Source organism: Streptomyces sp. NPDC001927 (genome assembly GCF_053594455.1).
Genome location: NZ_JBSFEN010000007.1, coordinates 281,350 through 298,861 on the forward strand (window position 1 = coordinate 281,350; position 17,512 = coordinate 298,861).

The window sequence follows — 17,512 nt, forward strand, 5'->3', positions numbered from 1 at the left end:
CCTTGCCCGGCGGCGCTCCCCATCGGGTGCGGCGCTACAAGTACCGACGAGCCTAGAGCGACTCCGCGCCGGTGGGGAGATCGATTGCGTCATTCCCGCGGGATGTCGCGGGGAAAAGCGTCCGGCTGCGGAGGTCCGAGGGTCCGGACCTCCGCAGCCGGTGTGCGATCTACAGGTACTGACCGGTGTTGGCCACCGTGTCGATGGAGCGTCCGGTGTCCGCGCCCTGCTTTCCGGTGACGAGGGTGCGGATGAAGACGATCCGCTCGCCCTTCTTGCCGGAGATCCGGGCCCAGTCGTCGGGGTTGGTGGTGTTGGGCAGGTCCTCGTTCTCCTTGAACTCGTCCACGCAGGCCTGGAGGAGGTGGGAGACGCGGATGCCCTTCTGGTTGTGGTCGAGGAAGGCCTTGATGGCCATCTTCTTGGCCCGGTCGACGATGTTCTGGATCATCGCTCCGGAGTTGAAGTCCTTGAAGTAGAGGACTTCCTTGTCGCCGTTGGCGTACGTGACCTCGAGGAAGCGGTTCTCCTCGGTTTCGGCGTACATCTGCTCGACCACGGACTGGATCATTCCGTGGGCCGCGGCCTCCTTGGACCCGTGGTGCTCGGAGAGGTCGTCGGAGTGCAGCGGGAGCGTGGCGGTGAGGTACTTCGCGAAGATGTCCTTGGCGGCCTCCGCGTCCGGGCGCTCGATCTTGATCTTGACGTCGAGCCGGCCGGGCCGCAGGATCGCGGGGTCGATCATGTCCTCGCGGTTGGAGGCGCCGATGACGATGACGTTCTCCAGGCCTTCCACGCCGTCGATCTCGGCGAGCAGCTGGGGGACGATCGTGTTCTCGACGTCCGAGCTGACTCCGGATCCACGGGTGCGGAAGAGGGATTCCATCTCGTCGAAGAAGACGATGACGGGGGTGCCCTCGCTCGCCTTCTCCCGGGCACGCTGGAAGACGAGGCGGATGTGCCGCTCGGTCTCGCCGACGTACTTGTTGAGGAGCTCGGGGCCCTTGATGTTCAGGAAGTAGGACTTCCCGGCGGGCTGCCCGGTCACCTCGGCGACCTTCTTGGCAAGGGAGTTGGCGACGGCCTTCGCGATCAGCGTCTTGCCGCAGCCGGGCGGGCCGTAGAGCAGGATGCCCTTCGGGGGCCGGAGCTCGTGTTCCTTGAAGAGGTCCGGGTAGAGGTACGGGAGCTCGACGGCGTCGCGGATCATTTCGATCTGGCCGCCGAGGCCGCCGATCTTGTCGTAGTCGACGTCGGGGACCTCTTCGAGGACGAGTTCCTCGACCTCGCTCTTGGGGACCACCTCGTAGACGTAGCCGGAGCGGGGTTCGAGCAGGAGGGCGTCGCCGGGGCGGATGGTGATGTCCAGCAGCGGCTCGGCGAGCCTGACCACCCGTTCCTCGTCGGTGTGCCCGACCACCAGGGCGCGCTCGCCGTCCTCGAGGATCTCCTTGAGGGTGACGATGTCCCCGGCGCGCTCGAATTCCATGGCCTCGACCACGTTGAGCGCTTCGTTGAGCATGACTTCCTGGCCGCGCCGGAGCTCTTCGAGCTCGACGCTGGGGCTGACGTTCACCCGGAGCTTGCGGCCGCCGGTGAAGATGTCGCAGGTTCCGTCCTCGACGGCCTGCAGGAAGACTCCGAAGCCGGCCGGCGGCTGCGCGAGCCGGTCGACTTCCTCCTTGAGAGCCACGATCTGGTCGCGGGCCTCACGGAGTGTGTTGGCGAGCCGCTCGTTCTGTGCGGACACGCCGGCCAGGTTTGTCTGCAGCTCGACGATCCGCTCTTCGAGAATCCTCGTATGACGCGGAGAGTCGGCGAGCTTGCGGCGCAGGACGGCGATTTCCTGCTCGAGATAGGCAACCTGGCCGGCGGGGTCTTCAGACCCCCGCCCCGGCCGGATGCCGCGGTTGATGTCGTCGTCGTGGGCTGCCACGGTCCTCACCTCCTCCAAGGGGAGCTGGACGCTTCCTGACCCTACCTGCGTGGGTGTCGATTGAAACCCCTAGATCAATAAAGACTGTCGGGGTGTGTCCGATCTTCACCCTTGCGCTTCCCCTCACGCCAGGTGAATACCCACCCATCAACATCGGAAAGCGGGCGGTTGTATCGTCATCAGTGGTCAACACCCGTCAGGCTTGGCCGGACTTAGAAGAACGATCTTTTTTCGACGCTCAGGAACGGCAGGGGACATGACGGTGCGGAACGAGGCCCCGACGGAGGGCGCCGGCGAGGCGCTGGAGGTCTGGATCGACCAGGATCTCTGCACCGGGGACGGGATCTGCGCGCAGTACGCTCCCGAGGTCTTCGAGCTGGACATCGACGGGCTCGCGTATGTGAAGAGCGCGGACGACGAGCTGTTGCAGGACGTGGGGGCGTCGACCCCGGTGCCGCTGCCGCTGCTGCAGGACGTCGTGGACTCCGCGAAGGAGTGCCCGGGCGACTGCATCCACGTGCGCCGGGTTTCGGACAGGGTCGAGGTCTACGGCCCTGACGCCGAGTGACCGATCACACACTCCGCGCGTCGGCGCCGGCGGTGCGTACGAAGCTTCCGCCCTGCCAGCGCCAGCTGACGTCCTCGCGCTCGTCGGGGCAGCAACTGGGCACCTCGGGGGACGAGTAGCCGAGCAGGGTGGCGGTGACCGCCCTGTCGCGTACGACGAGGCCGGTGACGTTCTTCTGCTGGGTGGGCTCGACGAGCGTGGCGACCACGCGCGCGTGCGGGCCCGTCTTGGCGTGGGTGAGGACGTAGACGGCGTGCGGGGGTGTGCCCGAGCCGGCTTCGCAGTGTACGACTGCGACGGTTTCGGGTTGTCCGTCGCCGTCGAGGTCCCCGCTCGCGCGCTGCGCGACCTTGACGGGGGCTCCCCCGCACTCCAGCGGATAGTCGGCCGACGACGCGTCGGGGGCCGGGCGCGTGGTGGCGGGTTCGCCGCCGGGGGCGGCGGAGGTGGCGGTGGCCGCGCCGGGTTGCAGCAGGCCTGCGGCGGCGACGACGGCGGCCATGGCGGTCGCGGTGGCCAGCCAGTGCACCGGCCGGGCGTGGGTGTGCGCGAGGTCCGGGACGGCGGGGTGCTGCACGCGGGCTGTCTCCTGTGAGGATGGCGCGGAAGGAGTTGCGGGCATCGTGCCACACGTCACAGGCGGGTGGAACAGGTGGGGTGCGGGGTGTACCGCAAAGATGCCGAACGTGAAGGTGCCGCCGTCGAGTTCCCTGCCCTGGGGCCGGAACTCGACGGCGGCACGCGTTCGTTGTCGGGGCGTCAGCCCTTGTTGGGGCCTTCGTAGTCCTCGCCGTAGGCGCCCTTGGCGGGGCGACGGCGGCGCATGGGGGGCTCGACACCGTCGGCGAGGCGCCGGGCGGTGACGAGGAAGCCGGTGTGCCCGATCATGCGGTGGTCGGGGCGGACGGCCAGGCCCTCCACGTGCCAGTTGCGGATCATGGATTCCCAGGGCTGCGGTTCGGCGTAGCAGCCGAACTCGCGGATGGATTCCACGGTGCGCGCGAGCTGGGTGGTGGTCGCCACGTAGCAGCAGAGGATGCCGCCGGGGACGAGGGCCTTGGAGACGGCCTCCAGGCACTCCCAGGGGGCGAGCATGTCCAGGATGACGCGGTCGACCTCGGTGTCGGACAGGTTGTCCTGGAGGTCGCCGACGGTCAGCTGCCACGCGGGGTGCGGACCGCCGAAGTACCGCTCGACGTTGCCCTTGGCGATCTCGGCGAAGTCCTCACGGCGCTCGTAGGAGTGCAGCATGCCGCTGTCTCCGATGGCGCGCAGGAGGAAGCTGCTGAGAGAGCCCGATCCGACGCCGGCTTCCACGACGCGGGCGCCGGGGAAGATGTCGGCGAATGCCAGGATCTGCCCCGCGTCCTTGGGGTAGACCACGGCGGCGCCGCGGGGCATGGACAGGACGTAGTCGGGGAGCAGGGGGCGCAGCGCGAGGTAGGCGACGTTTCCCGTGGTACGGACAACACTGCCCTCGGGAGCACCGATCAGCTCGTCGTGGGGGAAGGAACCCTTGTGGGTGTGGAAGTTCTTCCCGGCCTCGAGCGTGAACGTGTAGTGGCGTCCCTTGGGGTCGGTGAGCTGGACCTGGTCCCCGACCTTGAAGGGCCCGCGACGGCGGGCGGCACCGGTCGGTTCGGACATGTGACCAGAGTACCGGGGTTATGCGGAGGGTCTTGCCATGGCCTTGACGAAGGCGCGTTCCACGTCGGCGGTGGAGAGGACTCCGTAGATCTCGCCGGTGTCCTCGACGACCAGGTATTCGGTGGCGGGGCTGGCGCGGAGGTGGTCGAGGAGGGGCTGCCCGGTGAGTTCGGCGGGGACCCGCATGCCGTCGGTGAGGTCCTGGGCGAGGGTGCTGATGGCGACCCAGGGGCGGCGGTGCTGGGGGACGCCGGCGATGGCGCTCTCGCGGACGAGACCGGTGGGGTTGCCCTGGCCGTCGATGACGACGAGGGCGCGGGCTCCTGCTTCGTTGGCGCGGCGCAGGGCCTCGGAGAGGGGGGTGGCGGGTTCGACGGGGATGGCGCGCCGGGTGAGGGTGCGGGCGCGGAGCTCCGGGAGGTGTTCGCGCAGGCGGGCCATGCGGAGGCTGTTGCCCGCGCCGGTCCAGATGATGGCGGCGAGGATCGCGGCGAGGAGGGCGTCGGTGACGGTGTCCATGCCGCTGATGTCGTCGGTGGAGTTGCCGAGGAGACCGGTGCGGGTGAGCAGGGGGAGGCCGATGAGGACGGCGACGGCGAGAGCGCGGCCGACCCAGGCGGCGGCGATGGTGCCGCTCATCGGCTTGCCGGTGATCTTCCAGACGACGGCGCGGAGCATGCGGCCGCCGTCGAGGGGCAGTCCTGGCAGCAGGTTGAAGATCGCGACGATGAGGTTGGAGATCATCAGGCCGGCGAGGAGGACACCGGGGACGGTGCCGGGCTCGACGGCGTACATCGAGAGGTAGAAGACGCCGGCGAGGACGAGGGAGAGCAGCGGGCCGACGAAGGCGAGGACGAACTCGCGGCCCGGGGTCTCGGTCTCCTTCTCGATCTCGGAGACACCGCCGAAGAACTGGAGCTGGATACGGCGCACCGGGAGCTTGAAACGGAGCGCGGCGATGGTGTGCGCCAGTTCATGGACGAGCACGGAGGCGTAGAAGGCGATGGCGAAGAAGAGGGAGACGAGATAGCGGGCGGCGCCCAGGTCGGGCAGGACGCGCTGGATCTGGTCGCCGAAAACCCAGGTGATGAGGGCGGCGACCAGGAACCAGCTGGGGGCGACGTAGACGGGCACGCCGAAGGGGCGGCCCATGAGGATCCCTCCGCCGGGTTCCTCGCCGCGCCGTTTGCCGGAGTCGGCGCCGGGCGGCGGTTCCGCGTCGCCGGACCGCGGCCGCTGGTTCTCGCCGCGCTCGTCGTCCTGGTTCACGGGTTCCTCTCGTTGCCTTCCGCTCGACCCCTGTCGTGCGTCACTCTTCGATCATGCAGCGTGACGGGGTCTGGCGTCGATGGTATTCGGCTCGCTGTCGGTGGCGGGTCGTAGGGTCTGTGTCATGAGTACGAGCGAGCAGCCGGCGGTGGGACCCAGGGCGCCCATGTCGTTGTCGCCTTCCCGGGCGAGCGACTTCATGCAGTGTCCCCTGCTGTACCGGTTCCGGGTGATCGACCGGTTGCCGGAGAAGCCGAGCGAGGCGGCGACGCGGGGCACGCTGGTGCACGCGGTTCTGGAGCGGCTTTTCGATCATCCCGCGGTGGAGCGGACGGCGCCGCGGGCGAAGGCGCTGATTCCGGGGCAGTGGGACCGGCTTCTGGAGTCCAAGCCGGAGCTGGCCGAGCTGTTCGAGGAGGACGCGGAGGGGGAGCGTCTGGCGGGCTGGCTGGTCCAGGCCGAGCAGCTGGTGGAGCGCTGGTTCACGCTGGAGGATCCGACGCGCCTGGAGCCGGCGGAGCGTGAGCTCTTCGTGGAGACGGAGCTGGAGTCGGGGCTGCGGCTGCGCGGGGTGATCGACCGGGTGGACGTGGCGCCGACGGGCGAGGTGCGCATCGTCGACTACAAGACGGGGAAGGCGCCGCGGCCGGAGTACAGCGAGGGCGCGCTGTTCCAGATGAAGTTCTACGCGCTGGTGGTGTGGCGGCTGAAGCAGGTGGTGCCCCGCCGGCTGCAGCTGGTGTACCTCGGCAGTGGGGATGTGCTGACGTACGACCCGGTGGAGGCGGACCTGCTGCGGGTGGAGCGGAAGCTGCTGGCGCTGTGGGAGGCGATCCGGCTGGCGACGGAGACCGGTGAGTGGCGGCCCCGGCCGACGAAGCTGTGCGGCTGGTGCGACCACCAGGCGGTCTGCCCGGAGTTCGGTGGGACTCCCCCGGTGTATCCGCTGGAGATCCGGCGGGCGGACGGCGGGGAGATCAGGACGGAGAGCGGCTCGGAGATCCCGACGGACAGCGGCGCGGAGATCCGGACCGAGGGCGGCGGGGAGATCCGGGCGGAGATCGTTTCCGCGCGCCCGCCGGAGTCGGACGATTCGGGGCAGGGCAGAATGGGGCCGGTCCAGCCCGCGCCGTGAAGGAGTTCTCGTGGCTATCCGCGTCCTACTGGTCGATGACCAGCCGCTGCTGCGCACCGGTTTCCGGATGATTCTGGAGGCGGAGCAGGACATCGCGGTCGTCGGCGAGGCCGGGGACGGCCTGCAGGCGCTGGACCAGGTACGGGCGTTGCAGCCCGATGTGGTGCTGATGGACATCCGGATGCCGCGGATGGACGGCGTCGAGGCCACGCGGCAGATCACGGGTCCGGGCCGGGACGGTCCGGCGAAGGTCCTGGTGCTGACGACGTTCGACCTGGACGAGTACGTGGTGGAGGCGCTGCGGGCGGGGGCCAGTGGCTTCCTGCTGAAGGACGCGCCGGCGAACGAACTGGTGCAGGCGATCCGGGTGGTGGCGGCGGGCGAGGCGATGCTGGCGCCGTCGATCACGCGCCGGCTGCTCGACAAGTACTCGGCGCATCTGCCCTCGGGCGACGAGCAGGTCCCGGACACCCTGAACACACTGACCGAGCGTGAGGTCGAGGTGTTGAAGCTGGTGGCCCGTGGACTGTCGAACGCGGAGATCGCGGCGGATCTGTTCGTCAGCGAGACGACCGTGAAGACGCATGTCGGCCATGTGCTGACGAAGCTGGGGCTGCGGGACCGGGTCCAGGCGGCGGTCTACGCGTACGAGAGCGGTCTGGTGCGCCCCGGGGCGCAGTAGGCGCCGAAACGGAACCCGAACCGAACCCGAAACCGAAGCAAGGGGCCCGGCGCGCGTGTCGCGCGCCGGGCCCCTTCGCCGTGGGAGCGGGGTCAGCTCTTCTTCAGCTCCCAGAAGCGGAAGACGGTGGAGGCGTCGAGGGTCCAGTCGAGGCCCGTGACGCCGTCCCGGGCGACGGCGTACTGCTTGCCCTGCCAGAGCGGCAGGAGCGGCAGCTCCTCGGCCACCAGGTCCTGGATCTTGCCGAAGTCCAGGTCCGTGCTGGTGCGGTCGGCCGCGGCGGAGGTCTTCGGCAGGAGGCTGCCGGTGATGGTGGCGTTGGTGTAGTTGTTGTCGAGGACGTTGCCCTCGCCGAAGAACGGCGCGGTGAAGTTGTCGGCGTCCGGGTAGTCGGGCACCCAGCCCTTGACGTAGACGCCGTACTTGCCGGCCGCGATGTCCTTCTCGTACTGCTCGAACTCGACGGACTTCACCTCGGCCTCGAACAGGCCGCTGGTGTTGAGCTGCTCGGCTATCGCCTTGAGTTCCTGGTCGGTCGAGGGGCCGTAGCGGCTGGGCGTGGACCAGAGGGTCAGCTTCACCTTGTCGGTGATGCCGGCCTTGCGGAGCGCCTTCTTGGCCTTGGCGGCGTCGGGGCGGTCGCCGTAGGTGTCGATGAAGGCGGTGTTGTGGCCGGCGACGCCCGCGGGGACGATCGAGTACAGCGGCGTGGCAGTCGACTTGTAGACGTTCTGGACGAGCGCCTCGCGGTCCACGAGGTGGGCGATGGCCTGGCGGACGCCGAGCTTGCCGACGACCGGGTCCTTGACGTTGAAGACGAGGTGCTGGACCTCGGCGCTGGTGCCCTGGACGACCTCGACACCCTTGTCGTCGGTGCTCGCGGAGGCCTCGAGGGCGGCGATGTCGTCGGCGGCGAGGCCTCGGTAGGCGATGTCGATGTCGCCCGCGGACAGCGCCTTGGAGAGGGCGGCGCGGTCGCCGCCGTACAGCTTGAGGGTGACGCCGCCATTCTGCGCCTTGGCGCTGCCGGTGTAGCCGCCGTTGACGGAGAAGACGGCCTCGGTCTCGCTGATGGACTCGAGCTTGTACGGGCCGGAGCCGACGGCCTTGCCGTCGGTGCGCAGCGCGTCCTCGGAGTACTCGCGGTGGTCGACGATGGAGCCGGCACCGGAGGCGATCTTGCTCGGGAAGGTCGCGTCGGGGGTCTTGAGCCGGAAGACCACGGTCTTGTCGTCGGGGGCCTCGATGGACTTGATCGAGGAGAGCAGCGGCGCCGGTCCGGCCGGATCGTCGATCTTCAGCGCCCGGTCGAAGGAGAACTTGACGTCCTTGGAGGTCAGCGGGTTCCCGTTGGAGAACTTCAGGCCCTCGCGCAGGGTGCAGCGGTAGACCGTGCTGCCGCCCTCGAAGCCGCACTTCTCGGCGGCTTCCGGCTGGGGCTCGGTGCCGCCCTTGGGGAAGGCGAGCAGGGACTGGAAGACGTTGTTGAACAGCAGCCAGGAGCCGGGGTCGTAACCGGCGGCCGGGTCGGTGGCCATGACCTCGTCGGACATGCCGACGAGGACGTTGGAGCCGGCGCCGGCGCCGCCACCCTGCTGGGTTCCGCAGCCGCTGAGCAGCGCGGCGGACAGGCCCGCGGCAAGGGGTGCCGTCAGCCACTTGTTGTGCTTCACAGAACGTGCCTCTTGATCTCTTGCCGGACCGTCGCGCGCGGGTGCGCGGCCGGTGGAGCCGAACTGGGTGGAGGGGTCAGGCGTTCCTGCGGGCCAGCTCCCACAGGAGCAGGTCGGAGGAGGTGTTCAGCGCCCATTCGACGCCGGTCACGTCGTCGCGGGCGGCGACGTACTGCTTGCCCTGCCAGAGCGGCAGGACGGGGACGTCCTGGGCGACGATCTTCTGGATCTGTCCGAAGACGGGGCCGGCGGCGGTGCGGTCGGCCGAGCGGCGCGAGCGCGGGATCAGCTGGTCCCGTACCGAGGCGTTGACGTAGGGGGTGTTGAGGAAGTTGTCGGCGTCGAGGAAGGGGGCGACGTAGTTGTCCGGGTCGGGGAAGTCGGGGAACCAGCCGAGGCCGTAGACGGGGAAGTCGCCGCGCTTCTGCGCGGGCCGGAAGGTGGACCACTCGCTGCCCTCGACGGTGACCTTGAAGAGTCCGGTGGCGTTGAGCTGGTCGCGCAGCGCCTCGAACTCCTGCTTGGTGCCGGAGCCGTAGTGGTCGGTGGTGTAGTGCAGGGTGAGCGCGACCGGGTCGGTGATGCCGGCCTTGCCCAGGATGCCGGCGGCCCGGCTCTTGCTGGGCTCGCCGTAGGCGTCGAAGAAGGCCGTGGAGTGGCCGGTGACGCTGGAGGGGATCAGCGAGTAGAGCGGCTGGGCGGTGGGGCCGTAGACGGCGTTGACGATCGCGCCACGGTCGACGACGGCGGCGATGGCCTGCCGGACGGCCTTGTCCTTGACGGACGGGGCGTCGGTGTCGAAGGCGAGGTAGCGGATCTCCAGGCCGGGGACCTCGGTGAGGTCGATGCCGTCCTTGGGCTTCTCGGTGAGCGTCTTGACCTGCTCGAGCGACATGGCGCGGGTCATCATGTCGATGTCGCTCTTCTCCAGGGCCTGGCCCATGGAGTCGGCGTCGGCGAAGGAGCGCAGCTCGACCTTGTCGTTGCGGAGCTTGATGTCGCCCTTGTACGCGGGGTTCTTGGTGAAGACGGCCTTGACGAAACGGTCGCCGTCGCGCTCGGTCTTCATGGTGTACGGGCCGGAGCCGTCGACGTCGAAGCCGTCGCGGAGCTTCTTGCCGTCGTACTTGTCCTTGCTGAGGATGCCGGCGACCGGGGTGGAGAGCTTGTACGGGAAGGTCGCGTCGGGCGCCTTGAGGTGGAAGACGATGTCGCGCTCGCCGTTGGTCTCGACGGTGTCGATGTTGGCGAGGAGGGCGGCGGTTCCGTTGTCGGACTTGATCGCGAGGACGCGCTCGACGGAGAACTTGACGTCGGCGGCGGTCAGCGGCGTGCCGTCGGCGAAGGTGAGGCCTTCGCGGAGCGTGCAGCGGTAGCTCTCGCTGACCCGGTCGCTGAAGGAGCAGCTCTGGGCGGCCTCGGGGACGGGCTCGCCGCCGCCGCGCGGTACGTGCATCAGGGTCTGCACGGTCTGCCGGAGGATGTTCCAGGTACCCGTGTCGTAGGCGAAGGCCGGGTCGAGGGGGGCGGGGGCGTCGCTGGTGGCGACGAACTGGTCCGTGGTGCCGACGACGATGGCTCTGGACTCGTCCGCACCGCCGCAGGCGGTGAGCAGGGGGGCGAGCAGGCCGGCTACGGCCGGCAGGGCCAGGGTCTTGCGGCGCATCAGGGGACTTTCTCCTCATCCGGCACTGGGATACAGGCGTGTACGGACACTCCACCGCTTCCGCCCGGTCGGGGCGGGCGATCGGGCCGGGATGGTGAGCGATCGGTCCTGTGTTCGCGGCGACTTGGATGGGCCGCCGGAGCGCGGAAAGGCGCGGCGAAGTACTCGCGAAAGATTAGTGCGAGCGGCCGTGGCGGCCGACCGCCGCAGGCCCGCCTCGGATGCGGATAGTGATCATGAATACGGGGGGCTCGATAGTCATGCGCGGGTATGAATGAGCAAGGAAGGCGCGAATCGGGACAGACGTCGAGCCGCAATCCCGGCATTACGGATATCGGACGCGAGACAGCCGCCCGGGGTCCGGCACGCTGCGTGACGAAGGTCACGCGCGTGGTCCGTACCGCGGGCGGCCGCCTCTCTGCTCGGGGGGCCGCTCAGGGGCCGGTGATCAGCGTGCGCAGGAAGGGCACGTCCACGTCCTCCAGGGAACGGACCACGACCCGCCCCGGGGAGGGGGCGATCGGGGCGACGGAGGGCACGGCGACGACCCGGCAGCCCGCCGCCTCGGCGGCCGCGACGCCCGTCGCGGTGTCCTCGATGACGGCGCACAGGGCCGGCTCCGCGCCGACGCCGATCGCCGCCGTGAGGTAGGGCTCGGGGTGCGGCTTGGTGCGCTCCACCTCGTCGCCGGCCACGGTGAGCGCGAAGCGGTCGCGGCCCAGGGAGGCGAGGATCCGGTCGATGATGCGGCGGTGCGAGGCGGAGACCAGGGCGGTCGGGATGTTGTGCCGGGTCAGCTCGGCGAGGAGCCGCTCGGCGCCGGGCATCAGCGGGACGCCCCGGCCGATGCGGTGCTCGAACTTCTCGTTGAGCAGGACGGTGAGCTCGGCGAGGGTGATGTCGGCGCCGGTGGCCTCGATGAGGTAGCCCGCGCTGCGGGTCATGGGGCCGCCGACGACGATGTCGCGCCAGGACTCGTCCAGCCGGTGTCCGAGGTCGGCGAAGACCTCCACCTCCGCGTCCCACCAGAAGCCCTCGGTGTCGACCAGGGTCCCGTCCATGTCGAGGAAGACCGCTTGCAGCGCGGAGCTTCCGTTGGCGCGGACAAGGGACGCGGGGACCGTACTGGTCATCCGGCACACCTCCATGGAGGGACGAGAAGGCCGGTCACCCTCCCCGGTACGGGGGTGGGTGACCGGCCTGCACTGGACCGACCAGTGTACGTCCGTAGGACGCGAGGTGCGCTGATTTACTCCCGGGGCGGGGGTTACCGCGCGTTGAAGTACTTCGCCTCGGGGTGGTGGATCACGATGGCGTCCGTGGACTGCTCGGGGTGGAGCTGGAACTCCTCCGAGAGGTGGACGCCGATCCGCTCCGGCTGGAGCAGGTCCGCGATCTTCGCCCGGTCCTCCAGGTCCGGGCACGCTCCGTAGCCGAGGGAGAAGCGCGCGCCCCGGTACTTGAGCGCGAACATGTCCTCGACGTCGGAGGGGTCCTCGCCCGCGAAGCCGAGCTCGGCGCGGACCCGGGCGTGCCAGTACTCGGCCATGGCCTCGGCGAGCTGCACGGACAGGCCGTGGAGCTCCAGGTACTCGCGGTAGGAGTCGGAGGCGAACAGCTTGGCCGTGGCCTCGCCGATCTTCGAGCCGACGGTGACGACCTGGAGGCCGACGACATCGGTCTCGCCGGACTCCTCGGGGCGGAAGAAGTCCGCGAGGCAGAGGCGGCGGCCGCGGCGCTGGCGCGGGAAGGTGAAGCGGGTCCGCTCGTTACCGGCCTCGTCGAGGATGATCAGGTCGTCGCCCTTGGACACGCACGGGAAGTAGCCGTAGACCACGGCGGCTTCCAGGAGGTTCTCGGTGTGCAGCTTGTCCAGGAGGCCGCGCAGCCGGGGCCGGCCCTCGGTCTCGACCAGTTCCTCGTACGTCGCGCCGCCCGCGCGGGCCTGCTTCAGCCCCCACTGGCCCTTGAACAGGGCGCCCTCGTCCAGCCAGGACGCGTAGTCCTTCAGCGGGATGCCCTTGACGACGCGGGTGCCCCAGAACGGCGGGCTGGGGACCGGGTTGTCGACGGCGACGTCGGAGCGGCCGCCCGGCTCCGGCTCCTCCACCTGCAGGACGGGCGTGTCGCGCTTCGCGACCCGGCGCTGCTTGAGCTCGGGCAGGGTGGCGCCGGGGACGCCGCGCTTGACGGCGATGAGCGCGTCCATGAGCCGCAGGCCCTCGAAGGCGTCCCGGGCGTAGCGGACCTCGCCCTGGTAGATCTCGTGCAGGTCCTGCTCGACGTAGGCGCGGGTGAGCGCGGCGCCGCCGAGGATCACGGGGTACTTGGCGGCCAGCTCGCGCTGGTTGAGCTCCTCCAGGTTCTCCTTCATGATCACCGTGGACTTGACCAGCAGACCGGACATGCCGATGACGTCGGCGCTGTGCTCCTCGGCGGCCTCCAGGATCGCGGAGACCGGCTGCTTGATGCCGAGGTTGACGACGTTGTAGCCGTTGTTGGACAGGATGATGTCGACGAGGTTCTTGCCGATGTCGTGGACGTCGCCGCGCACGGTGGCGAGGACGATCGTGCCCTTGCCGTCGGCGTCCGTCTTCTCCATGTGCGGTTCGAGGTAGGCGACGGCCGTCTTCATGACCTCGGCGGACTGGAGCACGAAGGGCAGCTGCATCTGGCCCGAGCCGAAGAGCTCGCCGACGACCTTCATGCCGTCGAGGAGGGTCTCGTTGACGATGTCGAGGGCGGGGCGCTCCTGGAGGGCCTCGGCGAGGTCGGCCTCAAGGCCGTTCTTCTCGCCGTCGATGATGCGGCGCTTGAGGCGCTCCTCCAGGGGCAGGGCGAGGAGTTCCTCGGCCTTGCCGGCCTTCAGGGACTTGGTGGTGGCGCCCTCGAAGAGCGCCATCAGCTTCTGCAGCGGGTCGTAGGCCGGTTCGTCCCCCTGCTGGGCGCGTCGCCGGTCGTAGATCAGGTCGAGCGCGGTGGTGACCTGCTCGTCGTCGAAGCGGGCGATCGGCAGGATCTTGGAGGCGTGCACGATCGCCGAGTCGAGGCCCGCCTTGACGCACTCGTCGAGGAAGACGGAGTTCAGCAGGATGCGGGCGGCCGGGTTGAGGCCGAAGGAGATGTTGGACAGGCCGAGCGTGGTCTGGACGTCCGGGTGGCGGCGCTTGAGTTCGCGGATGGCCTCGATGGTGGCGATGCCGTCCTTGCGGGACTCCTCCTGCCCGGTGCAGATGGTGAAGGTGAGGGTGTCGATGAGGATGTCCGACTCGTGGATGCCCCAGTTGCCGGTCAGGTCGTCGATGATCCGCTCGGCGATGGCGACCTTGTTCTCGACGGTGCGGGCCTGGCCCTCCTCGTCGATGGTGAGCGCGATGAGCGCGGCGCCGTGCTCCTGGGCCAGCCGGGTGACCTTCGCGAACCGCGACTCCGGACCGTCGCCGTCCTCGTAGTTGACGGAGTTGATGACGGCGCGGCCGCCGAGCTTCTCCAGGCCCGCCTGGAGGACGTCGACCTCGGTGGAGTCGAGGACGATCGGCAGGGTGGAGGCGGTCGCGAAGCGGCCGGCCAGCTCCTCCATGTCGGCGACGCCGTCCCGGCCGACGTAGTCGACGCAGAGGTCGAGCATGTGCGCGCCCTCGCGGATCTGGTCACGGGCCATCTCGACGCAGTCGTCCCAGCGGCCCTCCAGCATGGCCTCGCGGAACTTCTTGGAGCCGTTGGCGTTGGTGCGCTCGCCGATCGCCATGTACGAGGTGTCCTGGCGGAACGGGACCGTCTGGTAGAGCGAGGCGGCGCCGGGCTCGGGGCGCGGGTCGCGGACGGTGGGCGTGAGGTCGCGGACCCGCTCGACGACCTGGCGCAGGTGCTCCGGGGTCGTACCGCAGCAGCCGCCGATGAGGGAGAGTCCGTACTCGCGGACGAAGGTCTCCTGGGCGTCGGCGAGCTCGGTGGCGGTCAGCGGGTAGTGCGCGCCGTTCTTGCCGAGGACGGGCAGGCCGGCATTGGGCATGCAGGAGAGCGGGATACGGGAGTGGCGGGCGAGGTAGCGCAGGTGCTCGCTCATCTCGGCCGGGCCCGTGGCGCAGTTCAGGCCGATCATGTCGATGCCCAGCGGTTCGAGCGCGGTGAGCGCGGCGCCGATCTCGGAGCCGAGGAGCATGGTGCCGGTGGTCTCGACGGTCACGGAGACGATGAGCGGCACGTCGATGCCGAGGGCGTCCAGGGCACGGCGGGCGCCGATGACGGAGGCCTTGGTCTGCAGGAGGTCCTGGGTGGTCTCGACGAGCAGCGCGTCGGCGCCGCCGGCGATCATGCCCTCGGCGTTCTGCTGGTAGGCGTCGCGCAGCAAGGTGTAGGGGGCGTGGCCGAGGGTCGGCAGCTTGGTGCCGGGGCCCATGGAGCCGAGGACCCAGCGCTGCTGTCCGGTGGAGGCGGTGAACTCGTCGGCGACCTCGCGGGCGATCCGTGCGCCGGATTCGGAGAGCTCGTACACCCGCTCGGGGATGTCGTACTCCCCCAGGGCCGCGTGGTTGGCGCCGAAGGTGTTGGTCTCGACGCAGTCGACGCCGGCGGCGAAGTACTCCTCGTGCACCGAGCGGACGATGTCGGGCCGCGTGATGTTGAGGATCTCGTTGCAGCCCTCGAGGTTCTGGAAGTCCTCGAGGCTGGGGTCCTGGGCCTGGAGCATGGTGCCCATGGCTCCGTCGGCCACCACCACACGGGTCGCGAGTGCCTCGCGGAGTGCTGCGGCGCGGGTGCGGCTGTCAACGGAAGGGGTCGGCGACGAGGCCATGGATGAGCTCCCTGGGATGCGACGGCTGTCGGCTTTGCACCCTCGGCGGAGGGTGCACGGGGCCAGCGTAACCGCGTGGACGCCGGGGTGGACATCGCGTTCCACTGGGCGGACGGCATCCTGTCTCCCGGGGACTCCCGGTCGGACCCGTTCATGACCGACACTGTGTAGGTAACGCTCGGTCGGCATCGACCGATAGTGTTCAGCATTGTCGAACAGCATGATCCACGCGATCCTGTCCTTCAGGATCCACGGGGAGACCCCGGGGTCGTGGACACATGGACAGGGAGAAAGGCCGGGCGATGGCGAAGAACATCCAGTCGCTTGAACGGGCGGCGGCGATGCTGCGACTGCTCGCGGGCGGCGAGCGCCGGCTCGGCCTCTCCGACATCGCCTCGTCCCTGGGCCTGGCCAAGGGCACGGCCCACGGCATCCTGCGCACCCTGCAGGCCGAGGGCTTCGTGGAACAGGAGGCGGCCTCGGGCCGCTACCAGCTGGGCGCGGAGCTGCTGCGCCTGGGCAACAGCTATCTGGACGTGCACGAACTGCGCGCACGAGCGCTGGTCTGGACGGACGACCTGGCCCGCTCCAGCGGCGAGAGCGTCCACCTGGGCGTGCTGCACCAGCAGGGCGTCCTGATCGTCCACCACGTCTTCCGGCCGGACGACAGCCGGCAGGTCCTGGAGGTGGGGGCCATGCAGCCGCTGCACTCCACGGCCCTCGGCAAGGTCCTCTCGGCGTACGACCCGGTGGCGCACAGCGAGGTCCTGGAGGTGCCGCGCGAGGGCTTCACGCCCCGTACGGTCACCGACCTGAAGGAGTTCGAGACGCTGCTCGACACGACGCGGGCCAAGGGCTGGGCCGCGGACGTGGAGGAGACCTGGGAGGGCGTGGCGTCGGTGGCCGCCCCGATCCACGACCGGCGCCGGATGCCGGTGGGCGCGGTGGCGATCACGGGCGCGGTGGAGCGGGTCTGCGGCGACGGCGGCGAGCTGCGCTCCGAACTCGTCGCGGCGGTACGGGACTGCGCCCGCGCCGTCTCCCGCGATCTGGGCGCGGGACGCTTCTGATCCACTGAGCCGGGGCGTCCGCCCAGGCAGGAATACCTGATCAACCCGTCGGTAACGATCCAGTTATCGGCGGGTTTTTCGTTCCCCCAGCCCTTGACGCGCTGTTAACCGGAGGGCAAAACTTCCGTGCATCGGTCGGCATTGTCGAACACCTACCGGCAATACGCGCTAGAGTGTGGCAGTGCCAAGGGCCGGCAACGCCCTCATAGGAGGGCGCGGACCACCGGAGGGACCCGGGGTTCGCCTTCCCCTGGACGAAGGACAAAGGAGTCGCGGGTGTCCAGCTCCGACATCTTCATCGGCGAGATCATTGGTACCGCCGTACTCATTCTGCTCGGCGGCGGCGTCGTCGCCGCCGTGGTGCTCAAGCGCTCGAAGGCTCAGAACGCCGGATGGCTCGCCATCACGTTCGGCTGGGGCTTCGCGGTCATGACCGCCGTGTACATGACGGGTACCCTCTCGGGTGCCCACCTGAACCCGGCCGTCACCGTCGGCATCGCCCTCAAGGACGGGGACTGGAGCAACGTTCCGGTCTACTTCGCGGGCCAGATGCTCGGCGCCATGCTCGGCGCGGTCCTGGTGTGGATCGCCTACTACGGACAGTTCCAGGCCCACCTCACGGACCAGGAGATCATCTCCTCGCCGCCGCACGAGGAGGGCATGGTCGACCAGAAGGCCGCGCCGAACGCCGGTCCGGTGCTCGGCGTCTTCTCCACCGGGCCCGAGGTCCGAGTGGTCTGGCAGAACCTGGCCACCGAGATCATCGGCACGGTCGTGCTGGTCCTCGCGGTGCTCACCCAGGGCCTCAACGACAGCGGCAAGGGTCTCGGCGTCATCGGCGCCCTGATCACCGCGTTCGTCGTGGTCGGCATCGGCCTTTCGCTCGGTGGCCCGACCGGTTACGCCATCAACCCGGCCCGTGACCTCGGCCCGCGCATCGTGCACGCCCTGCTGCCGCTGCCGAACAAGGGCGGCTCCGACTGGGGCTACGCATGGATCCCGGTCGTCGGCCCCCTGGTGGGTGGCGCGATCGCCGCGGGTATCTACAACATCGCGTTCGCCTGAGCCGTC

The 17,512-nt window shown here is 69.5% G+C and carries 13 protein-coding genes; 5 read left to right on the plus strand and 8 right to left on the minus strand.

Annotation, left to right across the window (positions count from 1 at the left end):
- Positions 1 to 169 precede the first annotated feature (169 nt).
- Positions 170 to 1,936 (minus strand): proteasome ATPase, encoded by a 1,767-nt coding sequence (arc, locus tag ACWCO8_RS21135; RefSeq protein ID WP_362004462.1) that lies wholly within the window; start codon positions 1,934 to 1,936, stop codon positions 170 to 172.
- Between the two features lie 256 nt (positions 1,937 to 2,192).
- On the opposite strand from arc, the gene ACWCO8_RS21140 reads away from it, so the two are divergent.
- Positions 2,193 to 2,504: a ferredoxin gene (locus ACWCO8_RS21140; RefSeq protein WP_451033501.1), complete on the plus strand. Its 312-nt coding sequence runs from the start codon at positions 2,193 to 2,195 to the stop codon at positions 2,502 to 2,504.
- A 4-nt stretch (positions 2,505 to 2,508) separates the two neighbouring features.
- Here ACWCO8_RS21140 and ACWCO8_RS21145 read toward each other — a convergent pair whose 3' ends face one another.
- The 3 genes from ACWCO8_RS21145 to ACWCO8_RS21155 all read right to left on the minus strand — a co-directional run bounded on the left by ACWCO8_RS21145 (position 2,509) and on the right by ACWCO8_RS21155 (position 5,303).
- Positions 2,509 to 3,081, minus strand: coding sequence for a hypothetical protein (locus ACWCO8_RS21145; protein ID WP_451033502.1), 573 nt, complete (start codon positions 3,079 to 3,081; stop codon positions 2,509 to 2,511).
- Positions 3,082 to 3,263: 182 nt separating this feature from the next.
- A complete protein-coding gene (locus ACWCO8_RS21150; RefSeq protein ID WP_351792286.1) occupies positions 3,264 to 4,151 on the minus strand; it encodes a tRNA (adenine-N1)-methyltransferase in 888 nt (295 codons plus the stop codon).
- A gap of 18 nt (positions 4,152 to 4,169) precedes the next feature.
- The gene (locus ACWCO8_RS21155) at positions 4,170 to 5,303 is read right to left on the minus strand and encodes a site-2 protease family protein (protein ID WP_451033635.1); all 1,134 of its coding nucleotides are present in this window, start codon (positions 5,301 to 5,303) and stop codon (positions 4,170 to 4,172) included.
- A 241-nt stretch (positions 5,304 to 5,544) separates the two neighbouring features.
- Between ACWCO8_RS21155 and ACWCO8_RS21160 the strand changes: the two genes are divergently transcribed.
- Positions 5,545 to 6,555 (plus strand): RecB family exonuclease, encoded by a 1,011-nt coding sequence (locus ACWCO8_RS21160; RefSeq protein WP_451033503.1) that lies wholly within the window; start codon positions 5,545 to 5,547, stop codon positions 6,553 to 6,555.
- Positions 6,556 to 6,565: 10 nt separating this feature from the next.
- On the plus strand, positions 6,566 to 7,237 hold the full coding sequence (locus ACWCO8_RS21165) for a response regulator (RefSeq protein ID WP_137990365.1): 672 nt from the start codon (positions 6,566 to 6,568) through the stop codon (positions 7,235 to 7,237).
- A gap of 92 nt (positions 7,238 to 7,329) precedes the next feature.
- Here ACWCO8_RS21165 and ACWCO8_RS21170 read toward each other — a convergent pair whose 3' ends face one another.
- From ACWCO8_RS21170 to metH, 4 genes are all read right to left on the minus strand, one after another.
- Positions 7,330 to 8,910 carry an ABC transporter substrate-binding protein gene (locus ACWCO8_RS21170; protein ID WP_362004446.1) on the minus strand — a complete coding sequence of 527 codons (1,581 nt, stop codon included), beginning with the start codon at positions 8,908 to 8,910 and terminating at the stop codon, positions 7,330 to 7,332.
- Between the two features lie 76 nt (positions 8,911 to 8,986).
- Positions 8,987 to 10,576 (minus strand): ABC transporter substrate-binding protein, encoded by a 1,590-nt coding sequence (locus ACWCO8_RS21175; protein ID WP_362004444.1) that lies wholly within the window; start codon positions 10,574 to 10,576, stop codon positions 8,987 to 8,989.
- A gap of 434 nt (positions 10,577 to 11,010) precedes the next feature.
- Complete coding sequence (locus ACWCO8_RS21180; RefSeq protein WP_362004441.1) at positions 11,011 to 11,709, minus strand: HAD family hydrolase; 699 nt, start codon at positions 11,707 to 11,709, stop codon at positions 11,011 to 11,013.
- Positions 11,710 to 11,843: 134 nt separating this feature from the next.
- Positions 11,844 to 15,371, minus strand: a complete 3,528-nt coding sequence (gene metH, locus ACWCO8_RS21185) for a methionine synthase (protein ID WP_451033504.1) — start codon at positions 15,369 to 15,371, stop codon at positions 11,844 to 11,846.
- A 302-nt stretch (positions 15,372 to 15,673) separates the two neighbouring features.
- Here metH and ACWCO8_RS21190 point away from each other — a divergent pair, with 302 nt between their 5' ends.
- Together ACWCO8_RS21190 and ACWCO8_RS21195 are read left to right on the plus strand one after the other, a co-directional pair.
- Positions 15,674 to 16,441 (plus strand): IclR family transcriptional regulator, encoded by a 768-nt coding sequence (locus tag ACWCO8_RS21190; RefSeq protein WP_362005096.1) that lies wholly within the window; start codon positions 15,674 to 15,676, stop codon positions 16,439 to 16,441.
- A 276-nt stretch (positions 16,442 to 16,717) separates the two neighbouring features.
- On the plus strand, positions 16,718 to 17,506 hold the full coding sequence (locus tag ACWCO8_RS21195; RefSeq protein WP_392093416.1) for an MIP/aquaporin family protein: 789 nt from the start codon (positions 16,718 to 16,720) through the stop codon (positions 17,504 to 17,506).
- Positions 17,507 to 17,512: the final 6 nt, after the last annotated feature.